Origin of the sequence: Amycolatopsis sp. lyj-109 (assembly GCF_046548995.1) — a bacterium.
Classification (GTDB): domain Bacteria; phylum Actinomycetota; class Actinomycetes; order Mycobacteriales; family Pseudonocardiaceae; genus Amycolatopsis.
In genome coordinates this window covers 57,681-75,939 of the sequence record NZ_JAJPWR010000021.1, presented here as the reverse complement: position 1 = coordinate 75,939, position 18,259 = coordinate 57,681, and the positions used below count along the sequence as shown (strand labels likewise).

1 protein-coding gene is annotated in these 18,259 nt (G+C 73.2%); it reads left to right on the top strand.

Annotated elements, in window-relative coordinates; all coding sequences use genetic code 11:
• Nucleotides 1-101 precede the first annotated feature (101 nt).
• Nucleotides 102-18,257 carry an amino acid adenylation domain-containing protein gene (locus ACLJQF_RS36530; RefSeq protein WP_410614837.1) on the top strand — a complete coding sequence of 6,052 codons (18,156 nt, stop codon included), beginning with the start codon at nt 102-104 and terminating at the stop codon, nt 18,255-18,257.
• Nucleotides 18,258-18,259: the final 2 nt, after the last annotated feature.

The window sequence follows — 18,259 nt, the reverse complement described above, 5'->3', positions numbered from 1 at the left end:
AACCGATGGTACAGGAGTGCATCCTCACCATCTGTTTGTTAGGGTCACCTAAGTTTGCGCCTCGATCGGGGCGCTGTGAGCAGCGGGAGGCTGGTCTACCGGTGAGCAACGGTGACGCTGTGCAGCAGCAGGTGTCGAGGCTCGGGTTCTGGCGCGACCGCCTCGCTTCGGTGCCGAAGGAGCTGCCGCTGCCGGTCGACCGGCCGTACCCGGCGGAGCCCGCCGCCCCGGTGGTGCTCGGCCGGCCGGTGCCCGAGGCCGACGAGCTGACCCTGCTGGCGGCGTTCACGGTGCTGTTGTCCCGCTATGCGGGAACCGTCGACGTCCAACTGGGGATCGGCTCGCTGGTGCCGCTGCGGGTGCACCTGGGCGGCTCGCCCGGGTTCGCCGACGTCGTGGCCAGGGTGCGCGAGGCGCGCGAGGAAGCACTGGCGCACGAGGTGCCGTTCGGCGACCTGGTCGCCGACCTGGACCCCGAGCCCGGTCGCGGGGGAGCACTGCTCGTCAACGTCGGCTTCGGTGCCGAAACCGACCTTCCGCTGGACCTGAACCTGACCGCCGACGGGCTGCACTACCGCGCCGACGTGCTCGACGAGTCCACTGTGGATCGGATGCTCGACCACCTCGGAAGCCTCCTCGCCGAGGCGGCCGAGCGTCCACAGTGGCCGGTCGACCGGCTCGCCCTGATGACCCCGCCGGAGCTGCACGAGATCCTGGACGGCTGGAACGACACGGAGCTCGCCACCCCGCCGGCCACGTTCCCGGAGCTGTTCGCGGCCCGCGTCCGCGAGAACCCGGACGCCGTCGCGCTCGTCTTCGAAGACGAGGAGCTGACCTACGCCGAGCTGGACGCGCGCGCCAACCGGCTCGCCCACGTGCTGATCGGCCGCGGTGCCGGGCCGGAACGCGTGGTCGCGCTCGCCGTGCCCCGCTCGATCGAGATGATCGTCGCCGAGCTGGCCGTCCTGAAGGCCGGTGCCGCATACCTGCCGCTGGACCAGGACTACCCGGCCGAGCGCATCGCATTCATGGTCGCCGACGCGCGCCCGGTCTGCGTGGTGACCACGAGCGAGCTGGCCGACCGCTTCGACGGCGACGTTCTGCTGCTGGACGAAATCTCGTGGGACCCGGCGCCGGACCCGGGCGTGGAGATCGTCCCGGCCAACGCCGCCTACGTCATCTACACCTCCGGGTCCACCGGGCGGCCCAAAGGGGTCGTGGTTTCGCACGCGGGTGTCGCGAAGCTCGTCGCGACGCAGTCCGAGCGGTTCGGCGTCGGCCCGCACAGCCGGGTGCTGCAGTTCGCGTCGCCGAGTTTCGACGTCGCGTTCTGGGACCTGTGCCTGGGCCTGCTCTCGGGCGGCCGTCTGGTGATCGTCCCGGCCGAGCGCCGGGTGCCCGGCCCCGAACTGGCCGAGTACGCGCACGCCCACGGCGTCGACTTCATGATCCTGCCGCCCGCCCTGCTCGCCGAGTTCCCCGAGGACTGCGACCTGCCCCGGGACAGCGTGCTGCTCGCGGGGACCGAGCGGGTGTCGCCGGAACTGGTGCGCCGCTGGGCGTCCGGCCGGCGGATGTTCAACGCCTACGGCCCCACCGAGGCCACGACCAACTCGACACTCGGGCTTTGCGACCCGGAGATCGCACCGGGCTCGGCCGTGCCGATCGGCGTGCCGGACCCCGGAACCCGCGCGTACGTGCTGGACGCCGGGCTGCGGCCGGTCCCGCCCGGGGTGGTGGGGGAGCTGTACCTCGCGGGCTCCGGCCTGGCGCGCGGCTATCTCGGGCGGCCGGGGCTGACGGCGGAGCGGTTCGTGGCGGACCCGTTCGGTTCCGGCGGCCGGCTGTACCGGACCGGTGACCTGGTGAAGTGGCTGCCGGACGGGCGGCTGGTGTTCCTGGGAAGGGCCGACGACCAGGTCAAGATCCGCGGTTACCGGATCGAGCTGGGCGAGATCGAGTCCGTGCTGGCCGAACACCCGCGCGTCGGGCAGTCGGTCGTCGTCGCCCACGACGGGCAGCTGATCGCCTACGCCGTGCCGGTACCCGACCGCGACCAGGCGGCCGAACAGGGCCACGTCGACGAATGGCACGACGTCCACGAGGAGATGCTCGCCGGTTCCCACGGCATCGAGGAGAACTTCGCGGGCTGGAACTCCAGCTACGACGGCTCGGAGATCCCGCTCGACGAGATGCGCGAGTGGCACACGGCCACAATCGACCGCCTCCGTTCCCTGAGGGAACCGTCGCTTTCACGTGAAAGCGGCGGTCTGGGGCGGGTGCTGGAGATTGGGGTGGGTAGTGGGCTGATTCTGTCGCGGGTCGCGCCGGACGCGGAGGAGTACTGGGGCGTCGACCTTTCCGAGAGCGCCATCGAGAACGTCCGGCGCGAGGTCGCGGCGACGCCGTTCGCGAGCAAGGTCCACCTGGCCGCGCGGCCCGCCCACGACCTGGGCGAACTGCCGGAGTTCGACACGGTGATCATCAACTCGGTCGCCCAGTACTTCCCGAGCGCGGACTACCTCGCCGAGGTCGTCAAGACCGCCGCGGACCTGCTGAAACCGGGCGGGACGATCTTCCTCGGCGACATCCGCAACCTCCGTTCCCTGCGGGCGTTCCGGACCGCCGTCGAACTGCACCGCGGCCGCACCGACGTCGCCGCGGTGGACCAGGCGATCGCTCGCGAGGGCGAGCTGGTCCTCGACCCGGACTTCTTCCCGGCGCTGGCCCGTGGCCTCGACGGCTTCGGCGACGTCGACCTGTGGATCAAGCGCGGCACCACGCACAACGAGCTGACCCGGCACCGCTACGACGTCGTGCTGCGGAAGGCGCCGCGGCCGGCGTCGGCCGAAGAGCAGGTCGTCGCGTTCGGCGACCTCGGTGCGGTGGAACGGTTCCTGTCCGCCGAGACGCCGGAACGGCTGCGCGTCACTGCGATCCCGGACGCGCGGCTGGCCGGCGAGCTGGCCGCGGTCCGCGCGCTGGACACCGGCGACGCCTCGGCCGCACTGACCGCCCTCCGCCGTCGCGACGGCGTCGACCCGGAGGCCCTGTACGCGCTCGGTGAGCGCGCCGGCTACCGCGTGGCGGTCACCTTGGCGGCCGACGGCGGCGAGCTGGAGGCGGTCTTCATGCGCCCCAATGTGGCCTTGGTTGCGTCTGACGCACCGAAGGCCGCCTTGGGTGCGTCAGACGCACCGAAGGCCACATTGGGGCGCTTGGGTCCTGCCTATCGGCCGGTGCGGCAGACCGGGGCGCCGGGGTCCTACGCCAACAACCCCGCGGCCCGGCGGGAAACCGGGGCTCTCCTGGCGTCGCTGCGCGCGCACGTGCGGGACCGGCTGCCGCTGTACATGGTGCCTTCGGCGTTCGTCGTGCTCGACAAGCTGCCGGTGCTCGCCTCCGGCAAGCTCGACCGCAAGGCTCTGCCGAGCCCGGAGCGGTTCACCGCGGGACCCGGCCGTGCGCCGCGCAACCCGGTCGAGCAGCTGCTGTGCGAGATGTTCGCCGACGTCCTCGGCGTGCCGCAGGCCGGGCCGGACGACGACTTCTTCGCGCTCGGCGGCCACTCGCTGCTCGCCACCCGGCTGGTCCAGCGGCTCCGCGCGGCCGTCGGCGCCGAAGTGCCGGTGCGGGCGGTCTTCGACACCCCGACGCCGGCCGCGCTCGCGCAGCTCCTCGCCGGTGCCGTCGCCGAGACCGAGCGGCGCCCGCTCGTGCGCGTCACCGACCGGCCGGAGCGGCTGCCGCTGTCGTTCGCGCAGCAGCGGCTGTGGTTCCTGTACGGGCTGGAAGGCGGCTCGGCGACCTACAACGTCCCGCTCGTCATGCGCCTGGCCGGCGAGCTGGACGTCGACGCGCTGCGCTCGGCGCTCAACGACGTCGTGGCCCGGCACGAGGCGCTGCGGACGGTCTTCCCGGTCGCCGACGGCGTCCCGTACCAGCAGATCCGGCCCGACGGGACGGTGGCGCTCGCCGTCCGCGAAGTGTCCGATGTGGACGCCGAGGTGGACACGCTCGTGCGGGGTGTGTTCGACCTCGGGGCCGGGGTGCCGGTGCGCGCGGAACTGCTCACCGCCGGCCCGCGGCGCCACGTGCTGGTCCTGGTCCTGCACCACATCGCCGCCGACGGCTGGTCGCTGTCGCCGTTGTGGCAGGACATCGCCACGGCCTACCGCGCCCGCCTGCGCGGCGAGGATCCACTGTGGACACCGCTGCCGGTGCAGTACGCGGACTACACGCTGTGGCAACGCGATCTCCTGGCCACCGAAGAGGCGGCCCAGCTCGGCTACTGGCGGGAAGCCCTGGCCGGCCTGCCCGATCGCATCGCGCTCCCGCTCGACCGGCCGCACCCGCCGGTCTCGGCCTACCGCGGCGGGTTCTTCACCTTCACCTGGGACGCCGGGCTCCAGGACGCGCTCGCCGGCCTCGCCCGCGCCTGCGGGGCCAGCCCGTTCATGGTCATGCACGCGGGCCTGACCGCGCTGCTGTCCCGCCTCGGCGCGGGCGCCGACATCCCGATCGGCACCCCGATCGCCGGCCGCACCGACCCGGCCCTCGACGACCTCGTCGGGTTCTTCGTCAACACCCTGGTGCTGCGCGTGGACACCGGTGGTGACCCGTCGTTCCGCGACCTCGTGGCCCGGGTGCGCGAGCGCAGCCTCGACGCCTACGCCCACCAGGACGTGCCGTTCGAGCGCCTGGTCGAGGCGCTCAACCCGGCCCGGTCGCCGGCGCACCACCCGCTGTTCCAGACCATGCTGGCCTGGCAGAACACCCCCGGCACCGGCGTCGGGCTGCCCGGCCTGACGGTCACCGAGCAGCCGGTCGGCACCGGCACGGCCAAGTTCGACCTCTGGTTCTCCTTCACCGAGCGCGCCGACGGCCTGCACGGCCAGGCCGAGTTCAACGCCGAGGTGTTCGACCGGGCCACCGTGACCGGTCTCCTCGACCGCCTGGAAACCCTGCTCCGGCAGGTCGCCGCCGCCCCGGACCGCCGCCTCGGCTCCCTGGACGTGCTCACCCCGGCCGAGCGCGAAGGCCTCGGACAGGCCTGGTCGGGTGCCGTCGAGGACGTCCCCGCGGTCACCGTGCCCGAGTTGTTCGCCGCCCAGGTCGCGCGGACCCCCGGCCACCCCGCGCTCGTCTTCGAGGACGAAGAACTCACTTACGCCGAGCTCGACGCCGTCTCGAACCGTCTTGCCCGCGTGCTCGCCGCGCGCGGCGCCGGGCCCGAGCGCGTCGTCGCATTGGCGCTGCCCCGCTCGACGCACCTGGTCACGGCGATCCTCGCCGTGCTCAAGACGGGCGCGGCCTACCTGCCGCTCGACCCCGGCTACCCGGCCGGCCGCATCGCGTTCATGCTCGACGACGCCGCTCCGGCGCTGGTGCTGGCCGTCGCGGAGACCGCCGTCCCGGGCGCGTTGCTCCTGGACGACCCGGACACCCTGGCCGGAGTTCCGGACGAGCCCCTGGACGTGGTGCTCCGGCCGGAGAATCCGGCGTACGTCATCTACACGTCCGGGTCGACGGGCCGTCCCAAGGGTGTCGTCGTCCCGCACGCCGGGATCGTCAACCGGCTGCTCTGGATGCAGGACGAGTACGGCCTCACCGCCGATGACCGCGTGCTGCAGAAGACGCCGTCGAGCTTCGACGTATCGGTGTGGGAGTTCCTCTGGCCGCTGCTCACCGGCGCCACCGAGGTGCTCGCCCGGCCGGACGGCCACAAGGACCCGGCCTACCTGGCCCGGCTGATCCGCGACCGCGGCGTCACGACCGTCCACTTCGTCCCGTCGATGCTCCAGGTCTTCCTCCAGGAGCCGGCGGCGGGGGAGTGCGTGAGCCTGCGCCGGGTGCTGTGCAGTGGCGAGGCCCTGCCGAAGGACGCCGTCGCGCAGTTCGGCCAGGTGCTGGACGCCGAGCTGCACAACCTCTACGGCCCGACCGAAGCCTCGGTCGACGTCACCTCCTGGCGCACGTCCACTCAGGACACTTCTGTCCCGATCGGACGTCCGGTGTGGAACACCCGCACCTACGTCCTCGACGCCGCCCTGCGCCCGGTGCCGCCGGGCACGCCCGGGGAGCTGTACCTGGCCGGCGTCCAGCTCGCCCGCGGCTACCTCGGCCGGGCCGGGCTCACCGCGGAGCGGTTCGTCGCCGACCCGTTCGGCGCCCCCGGCGCCCGGATGTACCGCACCGGCGACCTCGCCCGCTTCCGCCCCGACGGCGTCCTCGAGTTCCTCGGCCGCGGCGACGAGCAGGTCAAGATCCGCGGGTTCCGCGTCGAGCCCGGCGAGATCGCCGCGACCCTGTCCGCGCACGACGACGTCGCCCACGCCGTCGTCGTCGCCCGCGAAGACCGGCCCGGCGACGTCCGCCTGGTCGGCTACGTCGTCCCGGCCGACACCTCCGGTTCCGCCGAGGAGGAGACCGAGCAGGTCGGCGAGTGGCGGGAACTGTACGACTCCATGTACTCGGGCGACCGCGACGAGTTCGCGGGCTGGAACTCCAGCTACACCGGCGAGCCGCTCCCGCGCGAGGAAATGCGCGAGTGGCGCGACGCCATCGTCACCCGGATCCGCGACCTGGCACCGCGACGCGTGCTGGAGATCGGCGTCGGCAGCGGCCTGCTGCTGACCGAGCTGGCCCCGCACTGCGAGGCGTACTGGGGCACGGACTTCTCCGCCGAGGTGATCGCTTCGCTGGGCGAGCGGGTCGCGGCCGATCCCGCGCTCGCCGGGCGCGTCGAACTGCGCACCGGCGACGCCGCCGACCTCACCGGCCTGCCGGTCGGGTTCTTCGACACCATCGTGCTCAACTCCGTCGTCCAGTACTTCCCGAGCGGGACCTACCTCCTCGACGTCGTGCGGAAGGCCCTGGCGCTGCTGGCGCCGGGCGGGTCGCTCTTCGTCGGGGACGTCCGGGACCTGCGCCAGGTCCGGGCGTTCCACACCGCCGTGGCCCAGGCGCGGGGCGGCGACGTCGAACAGCGCCTGCTGCGGGAGAAGGAACTGCTCGTCGCGCCGGAGTTCTTCGCGGGACTCGACGGCGTTGCCGCGGACATCCGGGTGAAGCGCGGCCGGGCGGTCAACGAACTCACCCAGTACCGCTACGACGTCGTCCTGCGCCCGGGTACCGCCGAGCCGGTCCCGGCCGAAACGCTGACTTGGGGCACCGATGTGTCCTCTGTGGACGAGGTGGTCGCGCGGCTCCGCGACGGCCTGCGCGTCGAGGGCGTCCCGAACGGGCGGATCACCGAAGGCGTCGACCCCGAGGACTGGTACGCACTGGGTGCGGTCGTCACCTGGTCCGCGGCCGCCGACGGCTCGGTCGACGTCCTGTTCACCAGTGCCGACCCGGCCGGCGCGTTCCGGCCCGGCCCGGAGGAGATCCTGGCCTACACCGGCAATCCGCGGCGCTCACGGCGGAGCACCGCCTTGCCCGCGGACCTGCGCACCTTCGCCGCCGAACGGCTGCCGGAGCACATGGTGCCGTCGGCGATCGTCGTGCTCGACGCGCTCCCGGTGACGGCGAACGGCAAGCTCGACCGCCGCGCGCTCCCGGCCCCGGATCCGGTCTCGCCGGTCTCGGACCGCGAGCCGCGCACGCCGGTCGAACGGCAGCTGTGCGAGCTGTTCGCCGACGTCCTCGGCCTGCAGCGGGTCGGCCCGGACGACAGCTTCTTCGCCCTCGGCGGCCACTCGCTGCTGGCCACCCGGCTGATCGCCCGCGTCCGCACCGCCCTGCACGCCGAGCTCGAGGTGCGGGCGGTCTTCGAGACGCCGACCCCGGCGGGCCTGGCCGGGGCGCTCGCCACCGCCCGCGGCACCGCGCGGCCGCCGTTGGTCGCCACGCGCCGGCCGGACCTCGTCCCGCTGTCCGGCGCCCAGCAGCGGCTGTGGTTCCTGCACCACCTCGAAGGGCCCTCGGCGACCTACAACGTCCCGCTGATCATGCGGCTCGAAGGCGACCTCGACGTCGACGCGCTGCGCGGGGCGCTGAACGACGTGGTCGCCCGGCACGAGGCCCTGCGCACCCGGTTCCCGCAGCACGACGGCGTGCCCTACCAGGACGTTCTCCCGCCCGGAGAAGCCGAGCTTCCCGTGCGCGAGGTCGCCGATCTCGACGAGGCACTGACCGGGCTGGTCCGGGGTTCGTTCGACCTGGAGCGGCACGTGCCGATGCGCGCGGAGCTGCTGCGGCTGGGTGCCCGCGAGCACGTCTTCGCGCTGGTGTTCCACCACATCGCCTCCGATGGCTGGTCGATGGCTCCGCTGTGGCGCGACATCGCCACGGCCTACGCCGCCCGCCGGACCGGTGAAGCTCCACAGTGGACTCCACTGCCGGTGCAGTACGCGGACTACACGCTGTGGCACCAGGATCTGCTCGGCCGGGAAGACGACCCGGACAGCGTGCTGAGCGCGCAGCTGGACTACTGGCGGGCGGCACTGGACGGCCTGCCGGACCGGATCGAGCTGCCCCTGGATCGGCCGCACCCGGCGACCGCGACCTTCCGCGGCGAGCTGCACACCTTCACCTGGGACGCCGGGCTCCACTCCGGCCTGGCCGAGCTGGCCCGCGAGAGCGGTGCCAGCGTGTTCATGGTCGTGCACGCGGCCCTCGCCGCCCTGCTCACGCGCCTCGGTGCGGGCACCGACGTGCCGATCGGCTCGCCCATCGCCGGCCGCACCGACCCCGGCCTGGACGACCTCGTCGGCTTCTTCGTCAACACCCTGGTGCTGCGCGTGGACACCGGTGGTGAGCCGACGTTCCGCGAGCTCCTCGCCCGGGTCCGCGAGCGCAACCTCGACGCGTACGCCCACCAGGACGTGCCGTTCGAGCGCCTGGTCGAGGTGCTCAACCCGGCGCGGTCGCTGTCGTACCACCCGCTGTTCCAGGTGATGATCGCCGGGCAGAACAACGCCCGCGCCGAGGTGACCCTGCCCGGCCTGGCCGTCACGGAGATCCCGGTGACCACCGGGACGTCCAAGTTCGACCTGGCGATCTCGCTGACCGAGCGCGACACCGGGATCGCCGGGGTGCTGGAATTCAACGCCGACGTCTTCGACCACGCCGGCGCGCACGCGATCCTGCGTCGCCTCGAAGTCCTGCTGCGAGCGGCCTCGGCCGAGCCCGACCGCCCGGTCGGGGCGCTGGACCTCCTCGACGGGGACGAGCGCGCCCGTGTGCTCACCGCGTGGGCCGGGTCGCTCGACCCGGCGGGCACGGAGACGTTCCCCGGGATGTTCGCCCGGCGCGTCGCCGAGGCGCCCGACGCGGTGGCACTCGTGTTCGAGGACGTCGAGCTCACCTACGCCGAGGTGAACGCCCGCGCCAATCGCCTCGCGCACCTGCTGCTCTCCCGCGGCGCCGGGCCGGAGCGGGTGGTCGCGCTGGCCGTGCCGCGGTCCCTCGACATGATCATCACCGAGCTGGCGGTGCTCAAGGCCGGTGCCGCGTACCTGCCGATCGACGTCGACTACCCGGGCGACCGGATCGCCTACATGGCCGAGGACGCGGCCCCGGTCTGCGTGGTGACGACCCGGGACGTCGAGGCGAAGCTGCCCGCGGCCCTGCCCCGTGTCCTCCTGGACGACCCGGCGCTCGACACGACGTCCATAGTGGACCCGCAGGTCACGATCAAACCGGAGAACGCCGCGTACGTGATCTACACGTCCGGCTCGTCCGGGCGGCCGAAGGGCGTCGTCCTCCAGCACTCGGGTGTCGCGAAACTGGTCGCCACCCAGGTCGAGCGCTTCGGTGTCGGCCCGCACAGCCGGGTGCTGCAGTTCGCGTCGCCGAGCTTCGACGTCGCCTTCTGGGACCTCTGCCTCGGCCTCCTCTCGGGCGGGCGCCTGGTCGTCGTCCCGGCCGAACGGCGGGTCGCGGGCCCGGCGCTCACGGAGTACGCGCACGCCCACGACGTCGACTTCATGATCCTGCCGCCGGCCCTGCTCGACGCCCTGCCGGAGGACTGCGACCTCCCGCGGGACAGCGTGCTGCTGGCGGGCACCGAGCGGGTGTCGCCGGAGCTGATCCGCCGCTGGGCGCCGGGGCGGCGGATGTTCAACGCCTACGGCCCGACCGAGGCCACCACCAACTCGACGCTCGGCGAGAGCGACCCGGCCGAGCTGGCGGACGCCACGGTCGTCCCGATCGGCATCCCCGACCCCGGAACCCGCGCGTACGTGCTGGACGCCGGGCTGCGGCCGGTCCCGCCCGGGGTGGTGGGGGAGCTGTACCTCGCGGGCTCCGGCCTGGCCCGCGGTTACCTCGGGCGGCCGGCGTTGACGGCGGAGCGGTTCGTGGCGGACCCGTTCGGTTCCGGTGGACGCCTCTACCGCACGGGTGACCTCGTCAAGTGGCTGGCGGACGGCCGGCTGGTCTTCCTGGGCCGGGCCGACGACCAGGTCAAGATCCGCGGCTACCGCATCGAACTGGGCGAGATCGAGTCCGTGCTGGCCGAACACCCGGCCGTCGGGCAGTCCGTCGTCGTCGCCCGGGACGGGCGGCTCATCGCCTACGCCGTGCCGTCGGCCGGGCGGGACGAAGAAGCGGAACTCGACCACGTCGGCGAGTGGCGGGAGCTGCACGAGAACGTCTTCACCGAAGCGGCGTCCGGCGGTCTCGAAGAGAACTTCACCGGCTGGAACTCCAGCTACGACGGCTCCGAGATCCCGCTCGACGAGATGCGCGAGTGGCACACAGCAACAATCGACCGCCTCCGTTCCCTGAGGGAACCGTCGCTTTCACGTGAAAGCGGCGGTCTGGGGCGGGTGCTGGAGATCGGGGTCGGGAGTGGGCTGATTCTGTCGAGGATCGCGCCGGATGCTGAGGAGTACTGGGGCGTCGATCTGTCCGAGAAGGCCATCGCCAACCTGCGGCGGGAACTCGCGGCGACGCCGTTCGCGAGCAAGGTCCACCTGGCCGCGCGGCCCGCGCACGACCTCGGCGACCTGCCGGACTTCGACACGGTGATCATCAACTCGGTCGCCCAGTACTTCCCGAGCGTCGGCTACCTCGTCGAAGTCCTCCGCACGGCCGCGGCGCACGTCCGGCCCGGCGGCGTGCTCTTCCTCGGCGACAGCCGGAACCTCCGCTCGCTGAGGGCGTTCCGGACGGCGACCGAGCTGCGCCACGGCCGCCGGGACGTCGCCGCGGTCGACCAGGCGATCGCGCGCGAGGGCGAACTGGTGCTCGATCCGGACTTCTTCACAGCACTGGGTCTTGAGGGCTTCGACGACGTCGACCTGTGGGTCAAGCGCGGCACGGCGCACAACGAGCTGACCCGGCATCGCTACGACGTCGTGCTGCGGAAGGCCCCACGACCCGGCACTCCGGAAGAGCTGGTCGTCGGACTGGACGAGCTGGAACAGGCCTTGGCAGCCCGCCCGGCCCGGCTGCGCGTGACCGGCGTGCCGAACGCCCGGCTGTCCGGTGAACTCGCCGCCGTCGCCGCGCTGGCCGCGGGCGACGCCGAAACGGCACTGTCCTCTTTGGAGCAACGGGACGGGGTCGATCCCGAAACTCTGCACGACCTCGGCGAGCGGCACGGTTACCGCGTCTACGCGACCCTCACCGCGGACGAGGGCGCGCTGGAAGTCGTCTTCACCACCGGTGAGCCGCAGCGGATCCACCGCGCCCGTCCGGTGCGCGCCGCCCTCGAGACGCTGGGCAACCACCCGGCCGGGCAGCGGGACACAAACGCGCTGGTGACGGCGCTGCGGGCGCACGTCCGCGACCGGCTGCCGCAGTACATGGTGCCGTCGGCGTTCGTGCTGCTGGACCGGCTCCCGCTGCTGGCGTCCGGCAAGCTGGACCGGCGCGCCCTGCCGAGCCCGGACAAGCAGGCGGCCACCGCCGGCCGGGCCCCGCGGACGCCGGTCGAAGAGGTCCTCTGCGGGCTCTTCGCCGAGGTCCTCGACTCCTCGTCGATCGGCGTCGACGACGACTTCTTCGCCCTCGGCGGGCATTCGCTGATGGCGACCCGCCTGGTCGCGCGGCTGCGCGCGGTGTTCGGCGTCGAGCTGCAGGTGCGGTCGGTGTTCGAGGCGCCGACGGTCGCCGGGCTGGCCGCCCTGCTGGCCACGTCGGGCACCGCGCCCGCCCGGCCCGCGCTGGTCCGTGCCGACCCGCGGCCGGACGTGCTGCCGCTGTCGTTCGCCCAGCAGCGGCTGTGGTTCCTGCACCGCCTGGAGGGCGCGTCGGCGACGTACAACATGCCGACGGCGGTCCGGCTGACCGGGGGCCTCGACGTCGACGCGCTGCGCACGGCGCTGTCCGATGTGGTCGAACGCCACGAAGCCCTGCGCACGATCTTCCCGGAGATCGACGGCGAGGCCCGGCAGCTCGTCCTCGGCGACGTCGCGATCCCGCTGCCGCTCCGCGAGGTCACCGAGGCCACACTCGCCGACGCGGTCTCCGAGGCAGCCGGAACGGTGTTCGAGCTGGAGGCGGAGATCCCGCTGCGGGCGCAGCTGCTGCGCCTGGGTGCCCGCGAGCACGTCCTGGTGCTGGTGTTCCACCACATCGCCTCCGACGGCTGGTCGACCGCGCCGCTGTGGCGGGACCTCGCGACGGCCTACACCGCCCGCCAGGCCGATGAAACTCCACAGTGGACACCGTTGCCGGTGCAGTACGCGGACTACACGCTGTGGCAGCGGGACGTCCTCGACGAGCCGGTGATCGCACCGCAGCTGGCCTACTGGCGCGAAACCCTGGCCGCCCTGCCCGAACGGATCGAACTGCCCACCGACCGGCCGCACCCGGCGGAAGCGTCCTACCGCGGCGAGCAGTTCGCCTTCGGCTGGGACGCCGGACTCCACAGTGGACTCGTCGAGCTGGCCCGGGCCTGCGGCGCCAGCGTGTTCATGGTCGTGCACGCCGGGCTCACCGCGGTGCTCACCCGGCTCGGCGCGGGCACCGACATCCCGCTCGGCACGTCCATCGCCGGCCGCACCGACGCCGCCCTCGACGACCTCGTCGGGTTCTTCGTCAACACCCTGGTGCTACGCGTGGACACCGGTGGCGACCCGTCGTTCCGTGACCTGGTGGCCCGGGTCCGCGAGCGCAGCCTCGACGCCTACGCCCACCAGGACGTCCCGTTCGAGCGCCTGGTCGAAGCCCTGAACCCGGTCCGGTCGCTCGCCTACCACCCCCTGTTCCAGACGATGCTGGCCTGGCAGAACAACGCCGTCGCCGACCTCGCGCTGCCGGGCCTCACCGCCGCGGAGGAGCCCGTCCGCACCGGCACCGCGCGGGCCGACCTGACCTTCTTCGTCGGCGAGCGGCCCGGCCACCAGGCCGGGATCCGCGGCACGGCGGAATACAACAGCGACGTCTTCGACCGCGCGAGCGTCGAGGCGATCCTGGAGCGGCTCCGGACGTTCCTGGCCGCGGTCGTCGCCGGCCCGGACACCAGGATCGGCGCCGTCGACCTGCTCACCGCCGCCGAGCGCGACCAGCTCGCCGCCGACCCCGCGACATCACTGCCCGCGGAGACGGCCGCCGAGCTGTTCGCCGCCCAGGTGGCGCGGACGCCGGACGCTCCGGCCTTGGTGTTCGGCTCCGAGACGCTCACCTGCACCGAGCTGGACGCGCGAGCGACCACGCTCGCCCGGGCGTTGCTCGCCCGGGGTGCGGGGCCCGAGCGGGTGGTGGCGGTCGCGCTGCCGCGGTCGGTGGACCTGGTCGTCGCCCTCCTGGCGGTGCTCAAGACCGGCGCCGCCTACCTGCCCCTCGACCTGAACCACCCGGCCGAACGCATCGAGCTGATGCTGACCGATGCGGCTCCGCACCTGGTCATCGCCGAAGACGGCTTCGCGGACCGGCTCGTCCGGCCCGGCGACACCGGGCCGGAACCGGTCTGGCCCTCGATCAGCCTGGACCACCCGGCGTACGTGATCTTCACGTCCGGCTCCACGGGCCGCCCGAAGGCCGTCGCGGGAACCCAGCGCGCCCTGGCGAACCGGCTGCACTGGGGCCGGGACGTCGCTCGAGGCGTGCGCGTCGCGAAGAGCGCGCTGACGTTCATCGACGGCTCGACCGAACTGCTCGGCGGCCTCGTCGCGGGCGACCCGGTGGTCCTTGCCGACGACGCGACGGCCACCGACCCGATCGCGCTCGCCGCATTCGTGCGCGAGACCGGCGCGCAGGTGCTCACCGTGGTCCCGAGCCTCCTGGACACCTTCGCCGAGGACGCCCCGGCCGGCGCGTTCGCCTCGGTGACCACCTGGATCACCAGCGGCGAACCGCTTTCCGCCGCGCTCGCCGAGAAGGTCGCGGCCCGGTGGCCGTCGGCGAAGCTGGTCAACCTCTACGGCTGCTCGGAGGTCGCGGGCGACAGCCTCGCCCAGGTCTGCGGCCCGGTGGCCATCGGACGGCCGGTCGCGAACACCCGCGCGTACGTCCTCGACGCCGGTCTCCGTCCGGTGCCGCCGGGCGTGCGCGGCGAGCTGTACCTGGCCGGCGCCGGGCTCGCGCGGGGTTACCTCGGCCGGCCGGCGCTCACCGCCGAGCGGTTCGTCGCGTCGCCGTTCGAGCCGGGGGAGCGGATGTACCGCACCGGCGACCTCGTCCGCCGCCGCGCCGACGGGGCCCTGGAATTCCTCGGCCGCGCCGACCAGCAGATCAAGATCCGCGGTTTCCGCGTGGAGCCCGGTGAAGTCGAAGCCGTGCTGACCGCGGACGCCTCCGTCGCGCGCGCGGTCGTGATCGCCCGGGAGAACCGGCTGATCGCGTACGTGGCGCCGTCGGGTGATCCGGTGGCGCTCCGGGCCTCGCTCGCCGCACGGCTGCCGGAGTACCTGGTGCCGTCGGCCATCGTCGTCCTACCCGAGCTACCGGTGAACGCCAACGGCAAGCTCGACCGCGCCGCCCTGCCCGACCCGGAGGTGCGCGCGTCCGGGCGTCTTGCGCGGACCCCGGCCGAGCAGGCGCTGTGCGAACTGTTCGCCGACGTCCTCGGCGTTCCGGCGGTGGGTCCGGAGGACGGGTTCTTCGCCCTCGGCGGGCATTCCTTGCTGGCGACGCGGCTGGTCAGCCGGATCCGCGCGCTGCTCGGCGTCGAGGTGCCGATCCGGGCGGTGTTCGACGCCCCGACCCCGGCCCGGCTCGCCGAAGCCCTCGACCCCGGGCGGGGCCGCCGTCCGGCGCTGGTCCCGGCCGCGCGGCCGGACGTCCTGCCGCTGTCGTTCGCGCAGCAGCGGCTGTGGTTCCTCGACCGCCTCGACGGGCGGTCCGCGACCTACAACATCCCGTGGGCGTGGGAGCTGATCGGCCCGGTCGACCCCGATGCGCTGCGGGCCGCGTTGGGCGATGTCGTGGCGCGCCACGAGGTCCTCCGGACGCTCCTGGTCGAAGAGCAGGGCATCCCGCGGCAGGTCGTCCTCGACTCGGTTCACCCGGTGCTGGTCACCGACACCGTTGCCGAAGCCGATCTCGACGAGCGCGTCACCGCGGCGGCGTCGTACTGCTTCACCCTCGACGCCGAACTTCCGATCCGGGCGACGCTCGTCTCGGCCGGCCCGGACCGGCACGTGTTCGTGCTGCTGGTGCACCACATCGCCGGCGACGGCTGGTCGCTGCCGCCGCTGAAGCGGGACCTCGACACCGCGTACGCGGCCCGGCTGCGCGGCGAGCGTCCACAGTGGACGCCGTTGCCGGTGCAGTACGCGGACTACACGCTGTGGCAGCGGGAGATGTTCGGCCGCGCCGACGACCCGGACAGCCTCCTCGGCCGTCAGGCGGCGTTCTGGCGGGATGCCCTGGCCGGGATCCCCGACGAGCTGGCGCTCCCGGCCGACCGGCCACGGCCCGCGCGGTCGACCAACCGCGGCGCCGCGGTGCCGTTCACCGTGCCCGCCGCCGTCCACCGAGGGCTGCGGGAGCTGGCCCACCGCAGTGACACCAGCACGTTCATGGTCCTGCAGGCGGTACTGGCCGCCCTGCTGACCCGGCTCGGCGCGGGCACCGACATCCCGCTCGGCACGCCGGTGGCCGGGCGTTCGGATCACGCGCTGGAAGACCTCGCCGGGGTCTTCGTCAACACGCTCGTCCTGCGGACCGACACCGGCGGCGACCCGACGTTCCGCGAGTTGCTGGACCGCGTCCGCGAGGCCGACCTGGCCGCGTACGCTCACCAGGACCTGCCGTTCGAGCATCTCGTCGAGCTGCTCAATCCGCCCCGGTCCCTGGCCCGGCATCCGCTGTTCCAGGTCATGCTCGCGGTCTACCACTCGGGTTCGGAACCGGAACGGCTGCTCGGGCTCGACGCGGCCTACCGGGACACCGGCTTGCGGCAGGCGAAGTTCGACCTGTCGTTCGATCTGGTCGAGACCACCGACGGCATCGACGGCGACCTCGAATACAGCCTCGACCTCTTCGACGAGCCGACCGCCCGGACGCTCACCGAGCGCCTGGTCCGGGTGATGGCGGCGGTCGTCGCGGACCCGGACCGGCCGCTGAGCCGGATCGACGTCCTCGATTCCGTCGAGCGGGACCGGATCCTGCGCGACTGGGGTGCCGGGGCGCCGCTGACGCTCTCCGCCCCGACGGTCGTCGACCGGCTGGCCGCCCAGGTGGCGGCGACCCCGGACGCGACGGCCCTGAGCGACGCGTCCTCGAGCGTCACGTTCGCGGAGTTCGGCGCGCGGACCGACCGCCTCGCCCGGTGGCTCGCGTCGCGGGGCGCGGGTCCCGAGAAGGTCGTGGCGCTGGTGCTGCCGCGGTCGGCGGCGGTCGTCGAGGCGATCTTCGGCGTGTTCAAGACGGGGGCGGCGTACCTGCCGGTCGACCCGGATCAGCCCCTGGAACGGATCTCGGCGATCCTCGGCGACTCCGGCGCTTCGCTGGTGCTGAGCAGCCGCTCGCTGGCGTCGGTCGTCCCGGGCGCGCTGTTCGTCGAGGACATTGTGGACACTGGTTCGGCGCTCATCCCGCCGTCGCCCGCGAACCCGGCGTACGTGCTCTACACGTCCGGGTCCACCGGCAAGCCCAAGGGCGTCGTGATCCCGCATTCCGGGCTGGTCAACCTCTTCCACAGCCACCGCGAGACGCTCTACCGCCCGGCCGTCGCCGCGGCGGGCGGGCGGCGGCTGCGGGTCGGGCACGCGTGGGCGTTCTTCTTCGACGCGTCCTGGCAGCCGCAGCTGTGGCTGCTCGACGGGCACGAGGTGCACGTCGTCGACGACGACACCCGCCGCGACCCGGACCGGCTGGCCGCGGTGGTGCGCGAACGCGGGCTCGACTTCCTCGAACTCACGCCGTCGCACTTCGCGCAGCTGGCCGCGGCCGGGGTGATCGCGGACGGCCGGTGCGCCCTCGGCGTGGTCGGTGTCGGCGGTGAAGCCGTTTCGCAGCCGCTGTGGGAGACCCTGGCGTCGATGCCGGGCACCGAGGCGTACAACCTCTACGGCCCCACCGAGGCCACAGTGGACGCTCTGGTCGGCCGCTTCGGCGACGCCGACCGGCCGGTGGTCGGGCGCCCGGTGCACAACACGCAGGCCTACGTCCTCGACGGCGGTCTCGCGCCGGTCCCGGCCGGGGTGCCGGGTGAGCTGTACCTGGCCGGCGCCGGGCTGGCCCGCGGCTACCACGGGCGTTCGGCGCTCACCGCGGACCGGTTCGTCGCCTCGCCGTTCGAGCCGGGGGAGCGGATGTACCGCACCGGCGACCTGGTGCGCTGGCGGCCGGACGGGCAGCTGGAGTACCTCGGCCGCACCGACGACCAGGTCAAGATTCGCGGCTTCCGGATCGAACCGGGCGAGATCGAGACGGCGCTGACCCGGCACGACGACGTCGATCACGCGCTGGTCGTCGTCCGCGAGGACCGGGACAAGCGGCTGGTCGCCTACACGACCCCGGCGACCGCGGATCCCGCGCGGTTGCGGGAGTTCGTCGCCCGGTCGCTGCCCGAGTACATGGTGCCCGCGGCGATCGTCCCGCTGGCCGCGTTCCCCGTGACGCCCAACGGGAAGCTGGACCGGGCGGCGTTGCCGGTCCCCGAGTTCGAAACCCGCGGCCGGGCGCCCGAAACGGCCACGGAGAAGGCTCTCTGCGAGATCTTCGCGGAGGTTCTGGAGGTCGCTGTCGTCGGCGCCGACGACGACCTGTTCACCCTCGGCGGCCATTCGATGCTGCTGGTGGTCCTGCGCAACCGGATCACCGAGCGGTTCGGGACCGAGCTGGCCATCGCCGAGTTCTTCCGTACCCCCACCGCGGCCGGACTGGCCGCGGTGTTGACCCGAGACCCGGAGTAGAC